This window comes from Verrucosispora sp. NA02020 (genome assembly GCF_013364215.1).
Classification (GTDB): domain Bacteria; phylum Actinomycetota; class Actinomycetes; order Mycobacteriales; family Micromonosporaceae; genus Micromonospora.
In genome coordinates this window covers 6,781,398-6,803,939 of sequence record NZ_CP054923.1, presented here as the reverse complement: position 1 = coordinate 6,803,939, position 22,542 = coordinate 6,781,398, and the positions used below count along the sequence as shown (strand labels likewise).

Annotated in this window: 21 protein-coding genes; 12 read left to right on the top strand and 9 right to left on the bottom strand. The window is 72.5% G+C overall.

Annotated elements, in window-relative coordinates; all coding sequences use genetic code 11:
- Positions 1 to 16: 16 nt before the first annotated feature.
- A complete protein-coding gene (locus tag HUT12_RS30425) occupies positions 17 to 2,581 on the bottom strand; it encodes an FtsK/SpoIIIE domain-containing protein (RefSeq protein WP_176095425.1) in 2,565 nt (854 codons plus the stop codon).
- A 188-nt stretch (positions 2,582 to 2,769) separates the two neighbouring features.
- On the opposite strand from HUT12_RS30425, the gene HUT12_RS30420 reads away from it, so the two are divergent.
- Positions 2,770 to 3,339 (top strand): hypothetical protein, encoded by a 570-nt coding sequence (locus tag HUT12_RS30420; RefSeq protein WP_176095424.1) that lies wholly within the window; start codon positions 2,770 to 2,772, stop codon positions 3,337 to 3,339.
- 4 nt (positions 3,340 to 3,343) lie between these two features.
- Here the strand turns inward: HUT12_RS30420 and HUT12_RS30415 are convergent, their stop codons facing one another.
- The 7 genes from HUT12_RS30415 to HUT12_RS30385 all read right to left on the bottom strand — a co-directional run bounded on the left by HUT12_RS30415 (position 3,344) and on the right by HUT12_RS30385 (position 11,971).
- Positions 3,344 to 3,940 (bottom strand): hypothetical protein, encoded by a 597-nt coding sequence (locus HUT12_RS30415; protein WP_176095423.1) that lies wholly within the window; start codon positions 3,938 to 3,940, stop codon positions 3,344 to 3,346.
- Between the two features lie 13 nt (positions 3,941 to 3,953).
- The gene (locus HUT12_RS30410; RefSeq protein WP_131053131.1) at positions 3,954 to 5,123 is read right to left on the bottom strand and encodes a M23 family metallopeptidase; all 1,170 of its coding nucleotides are present in this window, start codon (positions 5,121 to 5,123) and stop codon (positions 3,954 to 3,956) included.
- Between the two features lie 156 nt (positions 5,124 to 5,279).
- The gene (locus HUT12_RS30405; RefSeq protein WP_176095422.1) at positions 5,280 to 5,831 is read right to left on the bottom strand and encodes a hypothetical protein; all 552 of its coding nucleotides are present in this window, start codon (positions 5,829 to 5,831) and stop codon (positions 5,280 to 5,282) included.
- Positions 5,828 to 7,783, bottom strand: coding sequence for an MFS transporter (locus HUT12_RS30400; protein ID WP_176095421.1), 1,956 nt, complete (start codon positions 7,781 to 7,783; stop codon positions 5,828 to 5,830). The genes HUT12_RS30405 and HUT12_RS30400 overlap by 4 nt, the downstream gene beginning before the upstream one ends.
- A 1-nt stretch (position 7,784) precedes the next feature.
- Entirely contained in the window at positions 7,785 to 11,168 is a 3,384-nt protein-coding gene (locus HUT12_RS30395; protein WP_176095420.1) for an ATP-binding protein, read from the bottom strand.
- A gap of 109 nt (positions 11,169 to 11,277) precedes the next feature.
- Positions 11,278 to 11,640, bottom strand: a complete 363-nt coding sequence (locus HUT12_RS30390; RefSeq protein WP_093409867.1) for a hypothetical protein — start codon at positions 11,638 to 11,640, stop codon at positions 11,278 to 11,280.
- Between the two features lie 13 nt (positions 11,641 to 11,653).
- Positions 11,654 to 11,971 (bottom strand): hypothetical protein, encoded by a 318-nt coding sequence (locus HUT12_RS30385; protein WP_131054228.1) that lies wholly within the window; start codon positions 11,969 to 11,971, stop codon positions 11,654 to 11,656.
- A 345-nt stretch (positions 11,972 to 12,316) separates the two neighbouring features.
- Here HUT12_RS30385 and folP point away from each other — a divergent pair, with 345 nt between their 5' ends.
- The 7 genes from folP (at position 12,317) to HUT12_RS30350 (ending at position 16,993) form a co-directional block, all read left to right on the top strand.
- Complete coding sequence (gene folP, locus HUT12_RS30380; protein ID WP_131054227.1) at positions 12,317 to 13,213, top strand: dihydropteroate synthase; 897 nt, start codon at positions 12,317 to 12,319, stop codon at positions 13,211 to 13,213.
- Entirely contained in the window at positions 13,210 to 13,575 is a 366-nt protein-coding gene (gene folB, locus HUT12_RS30375; RefSeq protein WP_131054226.1) for a dihydroneopterin aldolase, read from the top strand. Before folP ends, folB begins: the two co-directional genes overlap by 4 nt.
- Complete coding sequence (gene folK / locus HUT12_RS30370; protein ID WP_131054225.1) at positions 13,572 to 14,099, top strand: 2-amino-4-hydroxy-6-hydroxymethyldihydropteridine diphosphokinase; 528 nt, start codon at positions 13,572 to 13,574, stop codon at positions 14,097 to 14,099. The genes folB and folK overlap by 4 nt, the downstream gene beginning before the upstream one ends.
- Before the next feature lie 97 nt (positions 14,100 to 14,196).
- On the top strand, positions 14,197 to 14,718 hold the full coding sequence (locus HUT12_RS30365; RefSeq protein ID WP_131054224.1) for a DUF3180 domain-containing protein: 522 nt from the start codon (positions 14,197 to 14,199) through the stop codon (positions 14,716 to 14,718).
- Between the two features lie 110 nt (positions 14,719 to 14,828).
- Positions 14,829 to 16,040 carry an ABC transporter permease gene (locus HUT12_RS30360; protein WP_176095419.1) on the top strand — a complete coding sequence of 404 codons (1,212 nt, stop codon included), beginning with the start codon at positions 14,829 to 14,831 and terminating at the stop codon, positions 16,038 to 16,040.
- Positions 16,041 to 16,101: 61 nt separating this feature from the next.
- Positions 16,102 to 16,407: a hypothetical protein gene (locus tag HUT12_RS30355; protein ID WP_131054222.1), complete on the top strand. Its 306-nt coding sequence runs from the start codon at positions 16,102 to 16,104 to the stop codon at positions 16,405 to 16,407.
- 94 nt (positions 16,408 to 16,501) lie between these two features.
- Positions 16,502 to 16,993, top strand: coding sequence for a hypothetical protein (locus tag HUT12_RS30350; RefSeq protein ID WP_131054221.1), 492 nt, complete (start codon positions 16,502 to 16,504; stop codon positions 16,991 to 16,993).
- A gap of 73 nt (positions 16,994 to 17,066) precedes the next feature.
- Here HUT12_RS30350 and HUT12_RS30345 read toward each other — a convergent pair whose 3' ends face one another.
- Complete coding sequence (locus tag HUT12_RS30345) at positions 17,067 to 18,062, bottom strand: ABC transporter ATP-binding protein (RefSeq protein WP_131054220.1); 996 nt, start codon at positions 18,060 to 18,062, stop codon at positions 17,067 to 17,069.
- 2 nt (positions 18,063 to 18,064) lie between these two features.
- Between HUT12_RS30345 and HUT12_RS30340 the strand changes: the two genes are divergently transcribed.
- From HUT12_RS30340 to HUT12_RS30325, 4 genes are all read left to right on the top strand, one after another.
- Positions 18,065 to 18,751 (top strand): ABC transporter permease, encoded by a 687-nt coding sequence (locus tag HUT12_RS30340; RefSeq protein WP_131054219.1) that lies wholly within the window; start codon positions 18,065 to 18,067, stop codon positions 18,749 to 18,751.
- Between the two features lie 37 nt (positions 18,752 to 18,788).
- Positions 18,789 to 19,511, top strand: coding sequence for an ABC transporter permease (locus tag HUT12_RS30335; RefSeq protein ID WP_131054218.1), 723 nt, complete (start codon positions 18,789 to 18,791; stop codon positions 19,509 to 19,511).
- 200 nt (positions 19,512 to 19,711) lie between these two features.
- Complete coding sequence (locus HUT12_RS30330; RefSeq protein ID WP_131054217.1) at positions 19,712 to 20,710, top strand: glycine betaine ABC transporter substrate-binding protein; 999 nt, start codon at positions 19,712 to 19,714, stop codon at positions 20,708 to 20,710.
- 154 nt (positions 20,711 to 20,864) lie between these two features.
- Entirely contained in the window at positions 20,865 to 22,532 is a 1,668-nt protein-coding gene (locus HUT12_RS30325; protein ID WP_176095418.1) for a hypothetical protein, read from the top strand.
- The last annotated feature ends 10 nt before the right edge of the window (positions 22,533 to 22,542 follow it).

Below are 22,542 nucleotides of genomic sequence, written 5' to 3'. Positions count from 1 at the left end.
GACGATCCGCTTCCCGTCACGCCGCCTCCCCGTCCACGTCATCCGGCACGTCGTACGGCACCAGCACCAGTCCGCGCTCGACCGGGCCGTCCCAGAGGACCACCCGCCCGGGCCGGGGCCGCCACTCCACCGGCCGACCGAACACCGGCGTGAGCTGCGCCCCCGGCACACCCGCCACCGCCACCGCGCTCAGCTTGTCGACCGTCTCCTCCGGGCCCAGCAGCGCCGCGAACGACGGCACCGTGCGCCACCAGCCGAGCAGATGCTGCCCCGCCGGCGGGCCGTCCCGCAGCAGCATCCGCAGCCGCTCCGGGGGTAACTGCTCCGGCGGCGCCACGTCCAGCCCGAACACCACCAGGTAGGCGGGCTGCCCGGCGTCGACGACCGCGAGCAGCCCGGCCAGGTCCACCGTCTCCACCGGATGCCGCTGCGCCAACTCCCGCGCCAGATCCTCCGCCGACGACCGCGACTCGGAGTCCGGTACGGCGATCACGAAGCGTGCCGTCCCCGGCGGGTGGTGCGCCGCCGTGCTCCGAGCGGCCGTGGCCAGCAGCCGGGTCGCCTCCGGTCGCGGCCCGAGAACGGCGAGGTTGCGCCCGGCGACCGGACCGAGCGACACGGCCACCGTGCTCCGTGCCACGTCCACCGCCCGCCCGAGCAGCGCCGCCGGCGCCAGCGCCTGCCCGGACTCGGCGGACCGGTGTCGTGGATCGTTGCGCAACGAGGGGTACGCGTACCCGGCGAAGACCACCGGCGGGACGCTCCCCTCCGGACGCGCCTGCCAGAGACGGTGCCGTAGGCCTTCCACGACGGCCGGTTCGTCCTGCGGATCGGGGAACCGGACCATCCGCTCGTGACCCCGGATCGCGCCACGCGGGCCACCGAGACCCCCGGCGGTGTTCACCACGGCACTGCCCACCGGCAGCCCGGCCGCCGAGTCGTTGGTCGGCTCCAGCACCGGCCCACCCCCCGGCAGCGCCACCCGCACCGGGAACTGACCGAGCAGCGAATCCCGCTGTCCACCGTCGCGTACGCCCAACCCCAGGTCACCCTCACCGGACAACACCAGATGCACCCCGTACGCCCGGCCCGCCCTGGTCAACGAGTCCAACCGGGCCACCACGTCGGCGGCCAACCGGTCCCGCTCGGCGAAGAGCAGCGGCAGGTTCTCCACCACGCAGACCACCCGGGGCAGCCGGCGGTGTCGCCGCAGCTCGGCGAAGCGTTGACCGCCCGCGCGGGCCGCCGCCTCGGACCGCCGCTGCACCTCCGCCGCCAACTGCTCCAGCAGGTCCAGCACGTACTCGCGGTCGGCGGCCATCGCCGCAGCGCGAACCTGGGGAATCCAGGACCGGTCCCGCTCGGTCTGCAGGAACTCCGCGAAGGACTCGCCGGCACCGAGGTCGACCAGGTACAGCTCCAGCTCCTCCGGGCCGTACCGGGCGGCGAGACCCAGCAACGCCGTGGTCAGGAACGTGGCCCGGCAGACCCGGGACCGGCCGCTGACCAGCCAGTGTGGCGTCAACTCGGTGAAGCCGAGGAGCACCGGACGCCCACCCGCGTCCCCGACCGTGGTGCTCAGCCCGTCGGTGGCGTCCGCCTGCCACCACTCGTCGGTGTCCGGCGGCAGCAGGCCCGACAGGGAGAGTCGGGTGCCGGCCTCGATCTGGGCGGCGATTCGACGGCAGACGGAGTCGACCAGCTCGGCCGGTGGATCCGGCTCGACGAACACCGGCGAGTTCAAGCCACCCGGCGAGCCCGTGCCCGCGCTGGCGAAAGGCGCCCCGGGAGGATCGCCCAGCAGCGCGTACGCGGTGCGGACCGAGAGTGCCGTGGCCCGGGGCAGCGGATCCCGCCCGGCCGCCGGCCACCCGGCCACCACCAGGTGCAGCCCGGCGGCAGGTCCCTGCTCGGCAAGCGCCTCGATCCGCGTCAGGTCGGTCGCCTCGATCTCGTCCGGGAGAGTGGCGACCACCAGCACCATTGAGCGGTCGTGCCGGCGGGTACCCGAGGCCCCCGGCGCCACCCACCGCTCCGCCTCGGTCAACACCGTCCGCAGGCCGTCGGTGTCCGTGGCCGGGGGCGAGAGCACCCCGGCGTCGCCGAGCGCCCCGAACGGCCCGAGTACCCCACCCGTCGCGTCCACCGCCCGGACCAGCAGCGCCCCCGCCGGTGTCGCCGCCACCAACCGCAGGAGTACGGCCCGCAGCAGCCCGGCCACCCGGGGATCGTGCGCGTCGACGTCGACGGCCAGATGCCCGGTGCCGACGAGCGGGACCAGCGCGGGGAAACGGGCGTCGTCCAGCGGCGCGGCGGTACCCACCCGGACGAAGGGCGGTGGCCCCTCCCCGGCGGGACAGGTCGGCGCGACCGCGTCCAGCGCGGTACCGGCCCAGCCGGGCGCGAGAACCTGCGCGGCGCCCCGTAGTCGCTCGGCGAGCGCGTACTGCCGACGCTGATCAGCGGGAGCGGGACGGGTCTCGTCGAGGACGGCAGCCGCCGCCGTGACCGTCGCGGCGGCTCGGCGGTGCAGCGCGGCGGCGCGGAGCGTCCGTGCCTTCGGACCGCCCACCGCGTCCACCTCCTCCGCCCGAGGTCGGCACCACGTCCCGGGCAGAGACGACGGTATCCCAGTCGCGGCTCCTTCTCGGGGATGCGTGGCGCCACAGCGCCGGTGTTGTCGTGGATCTCACCGGTCGCCAGTGGTCCGTCACGATCTGCTGAATCTGGGGCATTGGGTCCACAGCGTCCAGCCGATAGCCTCAGGGGGTGGAATCAGTGCCGCCCCCCGCCGGTTCCCAGGTCTCCCGCGTACCGGCGCAACGGACCCCGCCGCAGGAGGATCTGGCGCCGCCCTCGACCGCGCCGGCGCCACCCCAGCCTCGGCGGCGGCTGCGGAAGGTCTTGATGGTGATCACCGGAGCGGTGGCGGCGCTCTGCCTGGCGGGCGGGATCACCGGCTTCGTCCTGTACGACCGCGCCACCGCCCCCGACCGCAGTACACCTGCGGCGGTAGTAGATAACTATCTTCGTGCGTTTCTGGTCGATGAGAACGATATTCGTGCTGATCTCTTCACTTGCCAAGGTGCTACGAATCTGGAGCAGGTTCGCGACCTTAGAAGCGACCTGAGTGCTCGTGAGGAGCGGTTCGGGATCACGTTGTTGGTCAGCTGGGAAGGGCTTCAGGTCAATAGGGACGGCAACAACGCCGAGGTTCGTGTTGATGTCACCTTCTCCGCACAGGTTGATGGCCTTCGGCAAACTGATCGCCAGTCGTGGAAATTCACGACACAACTACGCGATGATTGGCGTGTTTGCTCTGGTGTGACGGAAGGCTGAGACCTTACTCGACCCACAGCAGGTGTACGGGAACCTCCAGTGTGGTCGGTGACTGACCGCGCCAGGCCCAGCGATACCACTCCAACTCGGGTGTGACCCGTACGCAGATGTCGCCCTCGGCACCGGAGTAGGTCTCGGTGACCGCGCGCAGGTCGCGGTGCTCGACGCCGTCGACCATGTGCACGACGCGCCGGCCGGTGACCGCATCCGCCTCGAAGACCGGGGTGGGTGCCCGGTGGGCGGGTGCGTCCAGTGAGACGAGCCGCAGCCCGCTCTCCTCGACGGGGGTGGTCCGTGGTGAGCTCACCGTCTCGACCCAGACCCGCTCGACCGGCACCAGTGGTGCGAAGACCTCCACCTGTTCGGACTCGGCGCGGTACCACTCGTGTTCGGGAATGACCGGCACGAAGGTGCGGCTGTTCTGCACCACCCGCTCGTCGGCCCGCAGGTCGGTGCGCCACCCGAGGCCGGGGAGCCCGACCAGGACCCGCTGGCCGCGCAGGTCGACGCGGCTGGTGGCGGGCACGATCTCGATCGGGCGGGGTGGTCGTGGCGCCCAGTCCGGCTGGTCGGCGAAGGGGTCGGGAAGGGGTCCTGTCATGACGGCGGGTGTCTCACCCCGCGCCCTTGAGCGGTGCGCCCTTGGCGCGCATGAAGGGCACCGGGTCGATGGCGCCCCGGCTGCTGCGGTCTCCGTCGACGTGCACCTCGAAGTGCAGGTGCGGCCCGGAGGAGTTGCCGCTGCTGCCCACCTCGCCGATCACCTCACCGGCCTGCACGGTGTCACCCACCTGGACGCGGGGACGACTGACCAGGTGACAGTATCGGGTGATGACATCCTGGGCGTGCAGCACGTCCACGAACCAGCCGCAGCCGCCCTTGTTCGGCCAACCGTCCACGTTGCAGCTGAGTCGCCCGCGCGAGTCCGGGTCGCAGCGGGAGACGATGACCCGGCCGGTGGCCGCGACTCTGATCAGGGTGCCCTTCGGCGCGGCGATGTCGACCCCGTTGTGCCCGGGGCGGCTGGCCGTCTGGAAGCCGGAGCCCACGCCGCCGGGGATGGGCGCGGTCCAGCCGGAGGCGGCGATGTCACCCGACGCGGCCGCGTCGCACACCTGTTGGCCGGCGATCAGCGCCGTCCGGGCGGCACCACCGGCGAGCGCGTCGACGATGCGTGAGGCGAGTTCCTCGTGCTTCGCGTACGCGTCGGGAAAGGCGCTGATCTGGACCCGCTGGGCGGCCACGGTCAGCGGCAGCTTCTCCCAGTCGGGTACGTCCACGAGCTTCTCGTAGAACTTGCGGGACGCGTACGCCGGATTCATCCGCTGCCGGACCGACCCCCACGAGGCGCGCTGCTGGAACAGGCCGACCGAGTCATGGTCGGCGCCGACGCCCTCGTTGGGGATGTCGTTCGACTCGGCGACGGTGCGGTTGGCCAGGTTGAGCAGCCGCGACTCCTGCATCGCGGTCGCCACGGCGACCACCCAGCCCCGCGCCGGCACCTTCATGTCCTGGCCGACCTTGATGATTGCTGCGGCGTTGCGCATCTGCCGTTCCCCGTAATCGGAGAACCGGGGCATCTTGCCCGTGACGTCGACCGTGAAGTCCCCGGTGCACTCCATGCTGACGGGGTCGATCTGCTCGGCGGACTCGCCACCCAACTCGGTGAGGAAGAAGGCACCGGCCCCACCAGTGCAGCACAGTAAGGCGAGCGCGGCGGTGAGCGCCGCAGCGAGTGCGCCCACCCGCACCGGCTGCCGACGAGGACTGCTCTCGCTGCTCATGACCGCACTCCGCTTCGCTTCGTGCCGTCATGAGGCACCACCGCACTGCGATGATGATTCGCTTGCTGCCGCTCGCTCATGACTGCACTCCGCTTCGCTTCGTGCCGTCATGAGGCACTACCGCACTGCGATGATGATTCGCTCGCTGCCGCTCGCTCATGACCGCTCCCAGTCCACGGCGTCCACCAACCATCGTCCGTCCGGCGCTACCAACTCGAGTCGGAGTCGCCCCGTGTCGAGTGTGACCAGCGCCTCCACGAAGGTCTCCCCTCGAGCGCGCACGGTCACCTCGGTCGGCTTTCCCGTGGGCACGCCGGCGGGATCCGCGCCGGCGAGCTTGTCGAGAAGAGCCGGAGTGGCGAACGGGCGCAACTCCTGACGCCACTGCTCCGCAGATTGGCCCGGTTGCCCCAGCCAGGCAGTCGTGAAGCGTTCCGCGATCCGCTCCGGTGGGGGCTCGCCGGGGCGGGTGACCGGCGACGGCGTCGTGGTCGTCGAGATCGCACCGTCGTCGCCGGTGGTCGGGTGCACCGTGGTGATCGGTGCCGGAGGGCGATTGCTCAACCCGGTGGAGTCGTCCGGACCGGAGATCACCCGGGCCGCCCCGACCACGCCGAGCACTAGGACGGCGATGCCGAGCGCGACGCCGAGCCGGGACCGCAACAACCGGGTGAAGACGAACTCGATGGCACGTCGCACGACACTCACCGGGCCTCGGAGCGAACCCGCGGCGTCACCTTCTCGGGCGCGCGCTCGGTTGAGCCCGGACGGTAGATGGCGAAGGACGGGTTCTCCTCGGGTACGTCCGGCGCCGTCCAGGAGGCGGGCTGACGACGGCGCGGTCGCGGCGCGGAGGGCCGGCCCTCGGGGCGCGGTTCGTCTGCCGGGGGAGGCGTGCCCTTCGGCTCACGACCGTCCGGGCGTTGCGGAGCATCCGGACGCTGGGGTGCCGCCGAACCTCCGGTGGGAACCGGATCCGGCCGGGCCTCCGGACGTACCTTCGGCTGTTCCGGCACCAGGCCTCGGCGCCGTCCCATGCCGGGTTCCGTGGTCCCACCGGGCTCCGCCACATCGAGCCGGGCGGCGGTACGCATGTCCCGGAAGAACCGTCGGTGCCAGGAGCCGGCGGAACTGACCGCCGCACTGCTGTCCTTGCCGCCCAGTTGGGTGATCCGCCGGTAGGGGCGCAGCAGCAGCCAGCCGACCACTCCGCACAGCCAGACCAGGACCACCTGCAGCCAGCCCGGCAGCGTGGCGGTGCTCATGATGAGGTCGACGGCGAAGAGATAGATGGCGGCACCGGTGCCGAAGATCGCGATGTTGAAGAGGGCCGCCACCACCGCGTTGCCGAGCCGTCGTAGCCCGGCGCTGGCCGGTCGGAGCAGACCGATCGTGCCCAGGATCGGCGCGGCGATGACCGCCCACCGGAAGATCAGGAAGCCGAGCAGGACGAGCAGCGACGCGGTCAGGTCGAACATCGCGAAGAGCAGGGCGGCCAGTACGGCGATGAAACCCGCACCGACCCGGTCCATGTCCCGGACGCCCTGTAGGTACTCGAACGCCTCCGGGTCCTCCCGCTCGATCTGCGCCGCGACGGTCATCCACTGCTGCTTCTTGGCAGCGATGGTGGCATCGCGGGTCTCAGGACTCGTGCGGATCTTCTCAGCCTCGCCCCAGGTCAGCGACTTGGCGTCGTAGAGAGCGGCACCGTACTTGCGCGCGGTCTCGCTGTCGGCCGAACCCAGCACGCCACGTAACCAGTTGCGGTAGAGCATCGCCTCGGCGGCGGTGTCACTCGCCCGTACCGCGGGTGGACGCTTGTCCGTGCAGGCATCCGGGTTGGGCATTACACACCGGTCGGCCGGCACGTCCTTGGACGCCGGGCCGACGGCGTCGTGTACGACACCGAGTGTGGAGACGAGGGCACCGTCGGCGAGGTTGGCGGACTTGACCGGCCAGGCGGCCAACGCGGTCACCGCGATCATTACCACCAGTGCCCACCCCGCCGTGGTCATGGCGGTGCTCATGTCGGACTGGCGGGACCGCCAGAGCAGGTAGAGCCCCACGACACAGAGCGTGACGATGCCGAAGACGCTGAACACCTTCTGGTAGATCGCCTTGGTCGCCTGGTCCACCAGGGGGTCGGCCCAGCCCCACATCGTCCCTGGTTCCCAGGCGCGCTCGCGCAGGGCGTTCGAGGCGCCGATGATCGCCGTTGCCATCATGAACTCGCCGTTGGCGACGGTGTTGGTGAACTTGTAGTCCGGGTGAAGCAGTGTGGTGGCGCAGCCGGACTCGACCTTGTAGGTGCTGTAGCTGTAACCGGCGTAGCCGTAGTCGGTGTAATACCCCTTGGGGCCGGGGAGCTTGGAGGCATCGGGGCGGGAGGCGAACCAGCCGGCCATGCCGGAGTCCGGTGCGGTCGGGGTCGGGGGGTTCAGGCAGGTGGCCTCCGACTCCGCGACCTGCTGGAGCTTGGCGACGCAGGCCCGGAAGTCGACCTGCCACTCCTGCACCGTGCAGAGGTCGGTGGGTGCCTGGTACGCGACCGGGGCGGCGTACGCGGGTGTGGCGGTGAGCCCGGGCCAACTGATCGTGGCCACGGCGAGGACGCCGAGTGCCAGGAGGAACGCCGTGATCCTTGCCCGGGCCCTCGCCATGTCACGCCTCCATGTCAGGCAGGACGGTAGGTAACACCCCTGCGGCGGCGGCGATGGCGGCGGGGGTGGTGTCGAGGTGACTCAGCAGTCCGTCCACGTAGGAGACGTCGACGCGGACCTTCTGCACCCGGCCGTCCACGTCGCGCATGACGAACTCACGGAAGCCGAGCCGGTGGGCGGAGGTCGCGTCGGCGGTGGAGAGTGAGGCGAGGGTCGCCTCGTACCCGTCGTCCACCGGGACGCGCAGCAGCCGGAGCGCCTCGGAGGCGATCTCGGCGTCCTCGGCGATCCGGCCGACGAAGACGGTGGAGACGAGGTTCTGCACGTCGAGGCCGAGGATGTCCTTTGGATTCTGAGAGGCGACCAGCGCGGCGAGGTTCCACTTGCGGGAGTCGCGGGCGAGCCGGACCAGGAAGGATCGGCCGGAGCGCCACCCTTCCATGAAGTGTGCCTCGTCCAGGCCCACGAGCTTGCGGGACGACATCGAGCCGCCGTAGCAGCGGCGTACCGCCAGTCGGTGCGCGGTGTGCAGCATCGGCAGCGCCAACGCCTCCTCGGCCGACCAGTACTCGCGTTCGATCTTGAGATCGGGCAGCCGCAGGCCGGCCATGGTGATCACGGTGAGTGCCGCGTCCGCCCCGAGCAGCCCCTCCGGCGGCCGGCCGAAGAAGAGCATGGCCAGCGGCATCTCGGCGGTGTCCAGCAGCAGGTTGGCCAGTTCCCGGCCGGCGTCGTCGTCGAGCTGCCCGAGGCAGGTGACCACGTCGTCCAGCGTCGAGGTCTCCTCGGCGGGCACCTGGCGTACGGCGTGCCGGAACAGGGTGGCGGTGGACGCCTCGCGGGCCACCTGCGGCGGCACCAGCATCATGCAGATGTCCTGCACCAGCATCCGACGCTCGGCCCGGGCGTTGGAGACCGCGATCTCGAACTCGCGGTCGCCGGACGCACCGCTGCTGAACTCGCTGCGCAGCGGCGTCGGGATCAGCGAGTAGGGCGCGAGGGTGCCGTGCTCGGAGCCGGTCAGGTTGAGCACCCGAGAGTACGGGCGCAGCTCCGGCATCGCGCAGAGCCGGGCCAGCGGGCCGGACGGGTCGAGCAGCGTGACCTGCACACCGCGTCGTGCGGCGAGGTAGCCCAGGGCACCGAGCAGGGTCGACTTGCCACCGCCCGGCTCGGCCACGAAGACCGCGAGCCCGGAGCGTTCGCGGACCTCCATCGGGAAGTGCAGGTCGAGGAAGACCGGCCGGCGGCAGGTGCCCGCGGTACGCCCGATCAGGTCGCCCCGGCGGTCGCCGACCGTCGACGCGGCCTGGGGCAGCGCCGCCGCCAGGAGGTGGACCGGCATCCGTCGGACGTAGCCGGTGTTGGCGATCGGCTCGCCGGGGATGAACTCGCGGGCCAGCCAGTCCTGGTTCTTCGGGTGCTGGAGGGAGACGCGCAACTCGCGCGAGTAGAGCTGGATCAGCCGCCGGGCCCGCTCCAGGCACTCCTCCCGGGTACGCCCACCGACGGCGAGTCGGTGCCAGCCGTGCGCCCGGGCGGAGTCGACCGGCAGCCCGGTGGTCATCTCGTCACCGATCACCAGGGCGCGCTTGGCCAGGCGTTCCAGCTCGGGCGGGGCGTCGATGCCGTGCTCGGCGTAGTCGAGCTGCTGCGACCGGATCATCCGGAGCCGGTGCTCCAGGTTCCGGAAGGAGTCGCCAGAACCGAGGATGTCGACCCGGGTGGAGAGCTCCATGGGCCACGGCAGCCGCTCGTGGAAGTGCAGCCAGGGCTCGTGCCGCTCGGGGATCTCCAGCGGCTCCATCCGGCCGACGGCGAGCACCGCCACGTGCCGTTCCTCGCCGGTCATCCGGTTGACCAGCTTTACCGTCGAACCGTACGGCGTGCGGTAGCGCTCGACCTGCTCGGTGAGGGCCAGCAGGTCACCGCGTTCCCAGCGCCCGTCGGTGATGGGCGAGAGCGCACCGGGCGGCGCCATGCAGAGCGCCACCGAGCGGTACAGCAGCCATTCCATCTCCTGTGAGGTGACCCGGCGGCCACGCATGCCGAACGCCCCCAGGACCTCGTCGAACTGTTCGACGGTGCGTCCGAGCTTGCGGCGTTCGCCTTCGGCCACGCCTCGACCGAAGGTGCGCAGCACCCGTTCGGTGAGCGAGTCGCCGAGCGAGCGACGCGCGAAGGTGACGCCGAGGTAGGTCTGCCCCTCGGCGTGGTTGACCGAGAGCAGGTGCCGCTGCGCCGCGACCAGGTGATCGGCCCAGCCGGGGGTGCCGGGGACGTCCGGCAACGGGGAGGCGGTGTTTCCGTCGATGGTGCGGGCCCATTCGTCGGCCGGGAAGGGCCGGCTGGTGCGCCGCAGGTGCAGCCGGAATCCGGCCAGGCCGGCGTACTGCTCGGAGATGGCCGAGAGCAGCGCTTCCCGCTCCGCGTCCGGCCGGAACGCCCAGCGCACCTCGGGTAGCCAGTACCAGGCGGTGACCGTGTTGGGGGTGAAGGTCAGGTGACCGGCGATCTCGGTGATGGCCAGTTCGACCGCCGGGTCCCGGTCGCCGAACTTGATCTTCGGCGCGCGGACGCGGGCCGGTTTCACCGGACGGTCCCGCCGCTCCACGGAGCGTTGCCGGGGTGCGGCGGTCGTCCGGGCGGCGGGTGCCGGCGTCCGGCGCGACGGCGGGGCGGGCTCGGCCGGGGGGGCCTCGTCGGCCGGCCGACGGTCGTCGCGGTCCGGCCGGGGATCGCGCTGCGGACGATCGTCGCGGGGCGGGCGCTCGTCGACGCCGGGTCGCGCGGACCGCTCGGCCCGGGTCGGCTGGTCGTCGACGGGCGGGCGGGCGTTCGGGAGCCGGTCGGGGGCCGGTGCCGGCGGCCGTGCCGGAGGTGGAGGCGGCGGCACGGCGGGTGCGGTGACCACGGGGGGCTCGACGGCCGGTCGGGCTACGGCGGGGGCCGGGCCGGTGGCCTGCGCGGGCAGGTGCGGTGTGGCCGGCCGCTGGGTCACCGGCGTCGGCGGTACGACCGGTGGGGGTGGCGGGGGCAGTGCCTGTTGCGGCACGCTCCGCCCGGAAAGGGCGTTGCCGCGCTGGGCGGAACCCGGCCGGGCGTAGGTGCCGCCGAACAGGTCCAGGAAGGGCGAGTCGATGTCGGCCCCGTCGCGGGGTGCCGGGGGTGGCGGCGCGGGTTCCGCCGCCACCGACAGGCGCTGCGGTGGGCGGGGAGCCTGGAAGACGCCGACGCCACCGTGGCCGGGGGTGGTGGCGAGCGCCGGATCGAGGTCGGCCTCGTCGAGCTCACCGGCGTGCGGGTAGTCGAATGATCGCGCACGGTTACCGTGTGGTGCGGCCGGGCGCCCGGCCGGGGAACCCGGCGTGGGGGAGGGGCTCATGCGACCGCCCTGCCCGCGTCCGTGGTGGCCGTCGGGAGGCCGTGTGTCGTCTCGGCGGCACCGGGACGGCCCGGCAACCTGTGGGACGGCCGGTACGGCGTGCAGCCGGTCATGCGAGTTCCTCCCGGATCCTGATCCTGCTGCCGACCAGGCGCGGATCGCGCTGCTCGGCGGCCGGCTCCCGGGTGCGTCGCCAGTCGGTCAGCGCGGTACGGATCACCATGCGCGCCGGCCGATCCGGGTCGACGTACCGGAAGACGAACGAGGTGGTCACGATGGCGAGGGCGATCTCCCAGGCGGGGAAGAGCTCGACCTGCAACGTGAACAACCAGTGGATGAACATGTAGAGGGGAACGAGCAGCATGAACAGCCCGTACTGGGCGTACGGCAGGTGGACCGGAAGGGTGTAGCCGGGCGGCCCGAGGTAGACCAGGCGGGCCCGGTAGATGTCGTCGTCGGTGCGCAGCCGCATGTCGAGCCCGCGCCTATTCGAAGATCAGGTTGATCAGGAAGTCGCCGATGAAGAAGAGGGTGGCGGCTCCGGCGATGAAGGCCAGCCCGACGATCGCGATGGCGGAGCTGGTCAACACCTTGGAGATCTCGCCCCGGCTGGCACGGCCGATGAAGATGACACCCAGGACGGCGAGCAGGATCGGCGCGATCTTGCTGGCGAAGAAGGTGACGACGCCTTCGGTGTTGATCCCGGTCGGCTCGTCGGCAGCGAGCGGGATCGACGACGCCACAGTGGAGAGCAGGTGGGCGGCGTTGCTCGACGCCGCTTCCATCAGCTCGATGGCGATCACTGGAACCTCCCCAAGTCGCGGCCGGCGGTGCCGCGGTGGTGCAGTAGGCAAGCCTTGCGGGATGGGCGCTCGGTCGGCACAGCGCCCGAGACCCTGTGTGTGTCACTCGCCACGGAAAGTGGCGATTTTTGGGCGAATTACCCCGCTTCGGCCCTCCTCTTCACGCCTCGCCATCTCGATGCTGGGCAATTCCACAGCGTACGGGCCGCCCCCCTTTGCGACAAGCCGCGAAGAGTCTGCCCGAAGCTGCCCGGACGACCGATCGTACACGCGTTCTAATCGCCTTGTCAGTGCCCGGATCGCGGGCCTGCTCAGGGCGGTGGAACGGACCGGTACCGTCTAGTCGTGACCGATCTGGTACGGGCCTCGGCCCCGGTGGTGATGGGCGTTCTGAACGTCACGCCCGACTCGTTCTCCGACGGCGGACGCTACGCCGACGTCGCCGCGGCCGTCGCACACGGCGTCCGGCTGCGTGCCGACGGAGCGGCGTTGGTGGATGTCGGTGGAGAGTCGACACGGCCCGGCGCCGACCGGGTGGACGCCGAGACGGAGAGCGCCCGGGTGCTGCCGGTGGTCCGGGAGCTGACCGCGGCCGGCGTACCGGTCAGCATCGACACCACCCGGGCCCGGGTCGCCGAGGCGGCACTGGCCGCCGGGGCGGTGGTGGTCAACGACGTCTCCGGCGGCCTGGCCGATCCGGACATGGCCCGCGTGGTCCGGGACGCCGACTGCCCCTGGGTGCTGATGCACTGGCGCGGTCACTCCCGACGGATGAGCGAACTGGCCAGTTACCGGGACGTGGTCGCCGAGGTCCGCGCCGAACTGGGCGAGCGGGTGGCGGCGGCGCTCGCCGTCGGGGTGTCCGAGAACCGACTGATCATCGACCCGGGCCTGGGCTTCGCCAAGACGGCGGCGCACAACTGGCAGCTCAGCACCCGGCTGCCGGAACTGCTCGACCTCGGCTGTCCGCTGTTGTTCGCCGCGAGCCGCAAGTCCTACCTCGGCCAGTTGCTGGCCGGACCGGACGGCACCCCGCGACCCACCGGCGGTCGGGAGGCGGCCACCGTCGCCACCAGCCTGCTCGCGATCGCCGCCGGTGCCTGGGGGGTACGCGTGCACGACGTCCGCGCCACCGTGGACGCGCTCGCGGTCTGGCAGGCCACCGGCGCTCCCCGGCTCGGCGGCACGCCGGAGAGTCGACCGTCCGTCAGGGCGGGCAGCGACCGGCAGGTCCGGCGATGACCGACCGGATCGCGCTGACCGGCCTGCGGGCCCACGGCCGGCACGGCGTGTACGACTTCGAGCGCGCCCGGGGGCAGGAGTTCGTCGTCGACGTCGTCCTGGAGCTGGACCTCGGCCCCGCCGCGCGCTCCGACGACGTCGCCGACACTGTGCACTACGGCGAGCTGGCCGACGGCCTCGTCGCGGTGATCACCGGCGAGCCGGTCGACCTGATCGAGTCGCTGGCCGACCGCCTGATCGAGGTCTGCCTGACCGATCCACGGGTGTCCGCCGCGACGGTGACCGTGCACAAACCCGAGGCGCCGATCCCGCACGCCTTCGGCGACGTGGCCGTGACGATGCGCCGGACGCGTACCCGATGACGCGGGCGGTGCTCTCCCTGGGCAGCAACCTGGGTGACCGCCTCGACCACCTGCGTACCGCCGTGGCCACGCTCGGCGAGAGCGTGCTGATGGTCTCCGGGGTGTACGAGACGCCGCCCTGGGGCGACACCGCGCAGCCGGCGTACCTGAACGCGGTGGCGCTGGTCGGTGACCCGGCCGCCGGGCCTGACGACTGGCTGGCGCGGGCCCGGAGCGCCGAGCGGGCCGCCGGGCGGGTCCGTGACCCGCAACGGCGGTTCGGTCCCCGCACGCTCGACGTCGACGTGATCGCGGTCTGGGGCGACGACGGTGAGCCGGTGCTCCGCGACGACCCCGAGCTGACGCTGCCGCATCCCCGGGCCCATCTGCGTGCCTTCGTGCTGCGGCCGTGGATCGACATCCAGCCCTACGGCCGGTTGCCCGGACACGGCTGGCTGACCGATCTGCTCACCGCCGGGCCACTCGACGCCGAGGTCGCGGAACTGAGCCCACGGCCGGATCTGACGTTAGAGTCGACGCCATGAGAGAGCGCAGCGGAGTCGACACGGGCGAGTACGGCGGGTCGGCCGTCAGGCGCGGCGCCGCAGCCCTGGTCGGCGCGCGGCGTGACGGCGGGCCGGCATGACGCGGTCCACGCCCCCCGACGACGAGTCGCGGATGGGTCCCACCCGGATCTCGACCCTGGTGGTCGCCGCCCTGGCCGCGGCTGCGGCCACCTGGCTGCTGATCAGCAGCTTCTACTACAGCGGGTTGCCGCCGCTGCCCTGGCTGCCGGTGGTGACCCTGGCCGGGCTCGCCGTGCTGGAGGCGTACGCGGCGGTCAACACCCGTGGTCGCATCGACCGCCGACCCGGCCGTGACCCGGTCAACCCGTTGCTGGTCGCCCGCTTCGTGGTGCTGGCCAAGGCGTCCGCCCTGGTCGGGGCGATCTTCGCCGGGGCGTACGCCGGGCTGGTGGGTTGGTTGCTGGTGCAGAGCACCCGGGCTGCGGGATCGGATCGGCCGGCGGCGATCGCCGGGCTGGTGGCCTCGGTCGCGCTGGTGGCCGCCGCGCTCTGGCTGGAGCGGTCCTGCCGGGTCCCGGAGCGGCCGGAGGACGAGCAGGAGCCCGACGACTGGGAGAGTCGCCCTCCTCGACGGTGAACGCGGGGTTACGCCCGGCTCCGCCACGCGGGTACGGTGCCAGCGACCAGAAGTGACGGTCACCGCCGGTGCGTCGATGGGTTCCCGGCGGCTGCTGGGAGGCAACGATCATGGCGTACGACGAACCGGGCCGCAGTCAACTCCCGGAACCGACCTCCGCCGCCCCCGTCGCGGTGACGGAGCCCGGTCCCGACGATCCGCAGTGCGAGACCGGCCCGGACCGCTTCGGTGTGCACATCGTCTGGGAGACGCTCCTGCTGTTCGGCTTCGGTGCGCTGGTCTACCTGGTCTGGCGGGAGGACCCGGCGATCCTGCGGGGCGGTGGGCTGCGCGTACTCATCGTCGAGGTGGTGGCCCTCGGCCTGTTGGCGCTGGCCGCCGGGCTGAGCCTGCGGACGGCCGCGGTGAACCTGGCGATCGGGCCGGTGGCGGTCGCGGCCGGGCTGCACTTCGCCGAGCAGTCGGACCGGGGCCTGGTCGAGGCCGTCGGGCTGGCCTGTGGCGTGGCCGCCCTCGGTGGACTGCTGCTGGGACTGCTCGTGGTGGTGCTGCACGTGCCCGGCTGGGCGGCCAGCCTGGCGGGTGCGGCCGGTGTGATCGTCTACATCGAACAGCGCTCCGCACCGGTGCTGGTGCAGGGGGACTTCGACCCGCGTGGCGTCGCCGGCCAGCTCTTCGTCGGCTTCGCCGCGATCGCGGTGTTCGGCGCGTTGTTCGGAGCGCTGGGACCGGTCCGCCGGCTGGTCGGCCGGTTCCGCCCGGTCGCCGACCCGGCCCGGCGGCGGGGGACGGCCGCCGCCGTCGTCACCACCCTGGGGTACGTCTTCTCCACCGTCCTGGCGATGCTCGCGGGTGCGCTCGTCGCCTCCGCCGAGGGGGCGGTGACCCCGGCGACCGGGCTGGACTGGACGGTGCTGGCGGTGGGCGCGGCCGTGCTCGCCGGCACCAGCGCCTTCGGGCTGCGCGGCGGGGTGTTCGGCACGCTGCTGACGGCCGGTGCGATCGGCCTGTTCCTCGCGTACGCCCAGACCCGTGGCTGGACGGTCAGCCGGTGGGCGGTCGGCGGAGTGGTGTTGGCCGTCGGTCTGGTGGTCACCCGGCTGGTCGAGGCGTACGGGCGGCCCGCGCCGCTGTTCACGGCCGCACCGCCGCCCCCGCCGCTGGACGCCACCAACGGCGGCGGCTGGACGTTGCCACGACCGGAGCCGGTCGGTGACTGGCCGCCCATGCCTCCGGCGCAGTCGCCGACGAGCACGACCGACCCGTGGGGGCCCCGCCGCTGGGAGACCGGCCCGCGCCCCTGGGACGCCGAGGACCGGTGACGGACCGTCGGTCCCGCGCCGTCGACGCGCCGAATGTGATCTCGGCGGTTAGGCTCGGTTCATGACCGACACATCATCGATCTCCGGCGGCCGGTCGTTCGAGGAGTTGGACGCCCTCTCCACCGAGGAGCTGCGCGAGCAGGCGTTCGCGCTCGCCCGGGAGAACCGGGACGTGAAGTTCTTCTGGTCGGTGCTGCGCCGCCTGCCGAACGCGGACGAGGCCGCCGCCCTGGACGGCGCGCCGAACTCGGTGGGGCCGACGATCGACGAGGCCGCCGCGCTGTGGCGGGAGATGACCGGTCACGGCTATGAGGAGTCCGCTCCGCTGCTGCGTGCCGCCTTCATCGACTACCTGATGAAGCACTGACCGGCCAGGTCGGTACCCATCGCCGAACGGGGCGTACCCCCATAAAACGCGCCTCGCGTTTGCCCGTGTCGATGTGCTGGGAACTAGCGGGGCCATGGCTCTCACCAATCGATACAAGTCCGCACCGGGCGCCGGCACGCTCGCCGCGCTCATCATGGTCCTGGTCTTCGGCAGCCCCTGGTACGCCGACTGGGCACGGGACAACACCGACCCGGACAGCGCCGGCGGCTGGTTCCTGAGACTTCTCGCCTGGCCGGCCTGGCGGTTCGACTCCTCCGACTCGATCCAGGAGATCTTCGCCGCCGACCTGAAGGCGATTCTCGTGGTCGTGATGACCTTCGTCTTCCTCTACCTCCTGCCGGGCTCGCAGCTCGCCCGGGCCCGGGGCACGCTCAGCCAGTTCTTCGCCGGCTGGGCGGCATTCGTCTTCGCGGGCGCCTTCGCGGCCCTGCTCACCGCGCTGATCCGCACCAACCCGTCGCTGCTCGGCGCCTTCCAGGCCGCCGGCGACGGTGCCGAGTACGGGTTGTTCACCGGCTGGATCATCGGCATCGCCACCCTCGGTGGCTACCGGGGACGCCGCTGACCTGCTCGACGACCGCGACCGGGCCTGCCGCATCGGCGGGCCCGGTTTCGCGTCGACCGAGGTGCGGCGCGGCTCAGCCGGTCGGTTCGGCCAGGGTGAGGACGCGTTCCCGGCTGAGCAACCCGACCGGGCGACCGTCCTCGGTGACGAGGGCCCGACCCTGCGTCGAGGTGAGCAGCACCGCCAACGCGTCGTACGCCGAACCGCCCAGCGGCACCGAGGGCAGTTCCGCCGTGCCGTCGGCGGGCAGCGGTTCGAGCACCTCCCGGGTCAGCGGGGTCACCGCCAGCCGCCGGATGCCCCGGTCGGCGCCGACGAACTCGCGGACGAACGGGGTGGCGGGGCTGCCGAGCAGGGCCGCCGGGGTGTCGTACTGCTCCAGGTGGCCGCCCTCGGAGAGCACCGCGATGCGGTCGCCGAGCCGTACCGCCTCGTCCAGGTCGTGGGTGACCAGGACGATGGTCTTGCGGACCTCGGCCTGGAGCCGCAGGAACTCCTCCTGCAACCGGGTCCGCACGATCGGGTCCACGGCGGAGAACGGCTCGTCCATCAGCAGCACCACCGGGTCGGCCGCGAGTGCCCGGGCCACGCCGACCCGCTGCCGTTGACCGCCGGAGAGTTCGTGCGGGTAGCGCCGGCCGAACTGCGCCGGATCGAGGCCGACCAGCTCCAGCAGTTCGTCGACGCGGCGCCGGGCACGGTCCCGGGGCCAGCCGAGCAGGCGGGGCACGGTGGCCACGTTGGCGGCCACCGTCTGGTGCGGGAACAGGCCGACGTTCTGGATGACGTACCCGATCTGTCGCCGCAGTTTCACCGGGTCGACCCGGGTCACGTCGGACTCGCCGAGCACAATCCGGCCGGCGGTCGGCTCGATCAGGCGGTTGACCATCCGCAACACGGTCGACTTGCCGCACCCGGAGGGCCCGATCAGCACGACCAGCTCACCCGCGTCGATGTGCAGGCTGAGGTCGCGGACGGCCTCGGTACCGTCCGGATACCGCTTGCCGATACCGTCGAGAGTGATCGACGCCGCGCGCCGACCGTCGTCGGTGGCCGGGGTAACGTCCACGTATGTCCTTCCGCCTGAGCTACCGGGCCGACCCGGGTAACCCGTGGTTCTCCTGGCAGTACGTGCGGGACAACTCTGACACGGTGCTGGCCGCCCTGCGGGACCACACCACGCTGACCCTACGGGCGGTGCTGATCGCGGCGCTGATCGCCGTCCCGCTGGCCGTCGTGGCGTACTGGTTCCGGCCGTTGACCGGTCCGATTCTCGCACTCACCGGGGTGCTCTACACCGTCCCGTCCCTGGCGCTGTTCGCGTTCATCGCGCCGTACCTGGGCATCGGGGTGACGACGGTGCTCAGCGTGGTGGTGCTCTACGCGCTGCTGGTGATCGTCCGGAACGCCGTTGCCGGGCTCAACCAGGTGCCGGTCGAGGTACGCGAGGCGGCCGAGGGCATGGGTTACGGCCGCTGGGGCCGACTGCTACGGGTGGAACTGCCGCTGGCCCTGCCCGGCATCCTCACCGGCCTGCGGCTGGCCACGGTCTCCACCGTCGCGCTGGTCACCGTCGGTGTGGTGATCGGGCGCGGCGGCCTCGGGCAGATCATCTTCGCGGGTTTCCAGAACAACTTCTACAAGGCCCAGATCATGACCGGGACGCTGCTCTGCGTGCTGCTGGCGCTGGTGCTCGACCTGTTCCTGGTCGGCGTCGGCCGGCTGCTCACCCCGTGGCTGCGCGGGCGGGTCGGATGAGCGCGGCGGGCGGCCGGCGGACCGGCGGGAGGACGCCATGAATCCCGTGGAGCAGGCGGTGGTCTGGCTCAACGACCCGTTGAACTGGACCAACCCGGGCGGGGCACTGGACCGGCTCGGCGAGCACGTCAGCATGTCGGCCACGGCCGTGCTGCTGGGCTGCCTGGTGGCCTGGCCGCTCGGGCTGTGGCTGGGACACACCGGCCGGGGCGGCGGCGTGGTGGTGCTGGTCTCCAACGTCACCCTGGCGGTGCCCACGCTGGCGCTGTTGACCATCCTGCCGTTGACCTTCCTCGGCTTCGGCCGCCCGGCCGTGGTGGTCGCCCTGGCGGTGTTCGCGGTGCCGCCGCTGCTGGCCAACGCGTACACCGGGGTGCGGCAGGTCGACCCGCAGATCCGGGAGGCGGCCCGGGGGATGGGGATGACCGGCAGGCAGGTGCTGCGTCGGGTCGAGTTGCCGCTCGCGGTGCCCTATCTGGCTGCCGGGTTCCGGACCGCCGCCGTTCAGGTGGTCGCCACGGCGGCCCTGGCGACCTTCGTCAACGGTGGTGGCCTGGGGGAGATCATCCGATTCGGCTTCGGGCTGAGCATCGCGGTCGGCGGGGGACAGATCCTCGCCGGTGGCCTGCTGGTGGCCGCGCTCGCGGTCAGCGTCGAACTGATCTTCGCCGGGGTCGAGCGGATGGTCACGCCCCGCCCGCTGCGTCGCGTCCGGCGTCGGGCCGCACGACGTGCGGCGGACGCGGTCACCGGCACCTGAGTCGCCCTGGAGTCACCGGTCCGGGTGGCCCGTCGCGCCGCCGTCGTGGACGGATGGTGACGTTCCGGTGACGAAGTTCTCTCCGAGTTGTCGGTGCCCGCCACCAGGATGTTGGGTGGGACTGCGGGCGGCTGATGCGGATCGCCCGTCGGACACGCGGCCGGCCCGAGGGGTCGCGCCGGGACACGGAAGGCGGGCACATGCGCGCAGGTAGAAGACTGTCCATCGCGTTCGTCGGCGCGATCGCCGCCGCGGGCGTGCTGGCCGGATGCGGTGAGGCCGGCTCGTCCGGCACCGAGGCGCCGCAGCAGGGGGCCTCGGGGGAGGGCTGCGCACCGGTGGCCGGCGAGCAGCTCATCGCGCTCGACGACGACAAGTCCCTGCAGAACGCGGACAACATCATTCCGGCGATCAACAGCGAGGTGTCCACGCCGCAGCTCGTCGCGGCGCTGGACAAGGTCTCGTCGGTGCTCGACACCCCCAAGCTGGTGCAGCTCAACAAGGCGGTCGACGTGGACCGCAAGAGCGCCCAGGTGGCCGCGCAGGAGTTCGCCACGGCCAACTCGCTTGCCGACGGGGTCGAGCGGGGACCGGGCGGGCGCCTGACCGTGGGCGCCGGCAACTTCACCGAGAGTGAGATCATCGCCGAGCTCTACAAGATCCAGCTGACGGCGGCCGGCTACCAGGTCACCGTCCAGCAGATCGGCAACCGGGAGCTGTACGAGCCGGCGCTGGAGAAGGGCGAGATCCAGGTCGTCCCCGAGTACGCGGCCACCATGGCCGAGTTCCTCAACGGCAAGGCGGGCGGCGGTCAGCCGGTCTCCTCGCCGGACGTGGAAGCCACCGTGACCGCCCTGCGCGGCCTCGGCGAGAAGGCCGGCCTCACCTTCGGTGCCCCGGCCGCCGCCCAGAGCCAGAACGCGTTCGCGGTGACCCAGGAGTTCGCCGACAAGTACGGCGTGCGGACCCTCTCCGAGCTGGCCGAGAAGTGCTCGGGTACGGCCACCGTGCTGGGCGGCCCGCCGGAGTGCCAGGAGCGCCCGTTCTGCAAGCCCGGCCTGGAGGAGAAGTACGGCCTCACGGTCGGTTCGTTCTCGTCCCTCGACGGTGGTGGCCCGCTGACCAAGACCGGTCTGCGTAACGGCACGATCAGTGTCGGCCTGGTCTTCTCCACCGACGCGGCGTACGCGCAGAACTGACCCGTCGACTCCCGGCGCCCTCGGTCGAATCCGGCCGGGGGCGCCGCGTCGTCGCTGGTCCCCGGCAAGTGCCGCGAAATCGGCGCATCGCCCACCGAAAGGTCTTCGGTCGAGCCGTTCCCACCCACCGCAACTCTCGGTAGGGTCAGGACCCATGCCTGCCCCGGTACCCGTCGACGCGCGCAACAAGAAAATGCTGAAAGCGCTCTTCTGGGGCGGTGTGGCGCTGGCCCCCGTCGCGGCGCTGATCCTGCTGGTCGCCGACGGCAACGGCCCGCTCCGCTTCGCCGCGGTGCTGGCCATCATGGCCGTGGTGTTCATCGGCCTCTCCATCGCCTTGCGGACCGAGGGGGACGGGTCGGCGCGCAGCGAGGAGCTGCGCGCGGACCTCGACGAGCTCCGCCGCGAACTGCGGGGCGAGATCGTGGCCGCCGCCCAGCGCGGCAACCAGGCGCTCACCGAGGCCCAACGGGCCCACGAGGCGTTGGCGGGGCTGCGGCGTCGGCTCGACGCGGGCGCCGCCCAGTTGGCTGGTGCCGCCCAGGTGGCCGGTGCCGAGGAGGCACCCGGCCCGGGTCGGGCCCGGGTCCCGGCGCCCGCTGCGGAGGCACCGCCCCGGTACGCCGAGCGGCCCGCCGGCACGACCGGCACCTACGGTGCGGCCCAGGTCGCGGAGCCCGCTTCCGGCGTGTACGGAGCGGCCGCGACGGCCGGACCCGACGCTGCCGCGCCCGGCGGTTTCGCCGAGGACCGTCCGGCATCGCGAGGCGGTGAGGACCGGTCGTCCGGGTACGGCGCCGACCGTCCGGCGGCGACCGCCGGGGTCTACGGCGCGGCCAACCGCCAGGAGCCGGAGAGCCGCTCGGGTGACCACGCGCACCGCCCGCACGGGGTGGTCCGGCACACCGAGACCGTGCACGTCACCACCCGGCACACCGTCGTGGACGGTGGAGGCGGGGAGTCCGGTGGCCGCTACGGCGGCTACGGGACGTCCTGGCCGGACGAGCGGCAGCGGGGCGGCCACGCCGCCGACCGGGACGACCGGTCGTGGTCCGACGCGGACGAGCGTTCCCGCCGGGGCGAGAGCCGTTCCTGGTCGGCCCCGCCCGGCCGCGAGGAGGAGCGGTCCTGGTCGTCCGGTGCGGCCCGGGCCGACGACCGTCCCCGGTCCGGCCGGGCCCGCGAGGAGGACACCTCCTGGGGGGAACCGCCCCAGGAACGGTCCTGGAGCGGCGCGTACGACGACCGTGCCGGCCACCGCGACGACCGCCCGGCCTACCGGGACGAGTACGCCGGATATCGAGACGACCGACCGACCGGCCGGGACGACCGGGGGTGGGACGGCGGTGCCGCGCGGTGGGAGGCGGCTCCCGAGGCCCCGGCCGAGAACCGGACGGCCCGGCCGGACGACACCGGGGAGTACTGGGCGCAGATGCGCGCCGGTGACCGCTGGGCCGCCGTACGCGACGACGACCAGGGCCGGGAACTGCGGGTCGGTGAGCGGCGCGCCGAGGTGCACGCCGACCAGACCGGCACCGAGTACCGGATGCAGGACCGCTGGGCCAGTGTGCGACAGGACGAGCCACGGCGGGCCCGAGACGAGGCGTGGCGGGAGGGCCGGGGCGAGCCGGAGGGCCAGCCGGCGCTGCCGCCCGGCGGGGTCCCGGTGCCGCAGGAGTGGCGGCCGCCCCGTCAGCGTGCTCCACAGCCCGAACCGGTCCGGGGGCGCCCGGAACCGGAGCCGTACGGGCGGCGGCACCAGGCCGAGGAGCCCGGCTACGACCGGCAGGGCTACGAACCCGACCGGGGTCGCTGGCGCTGACCGGTCGCCG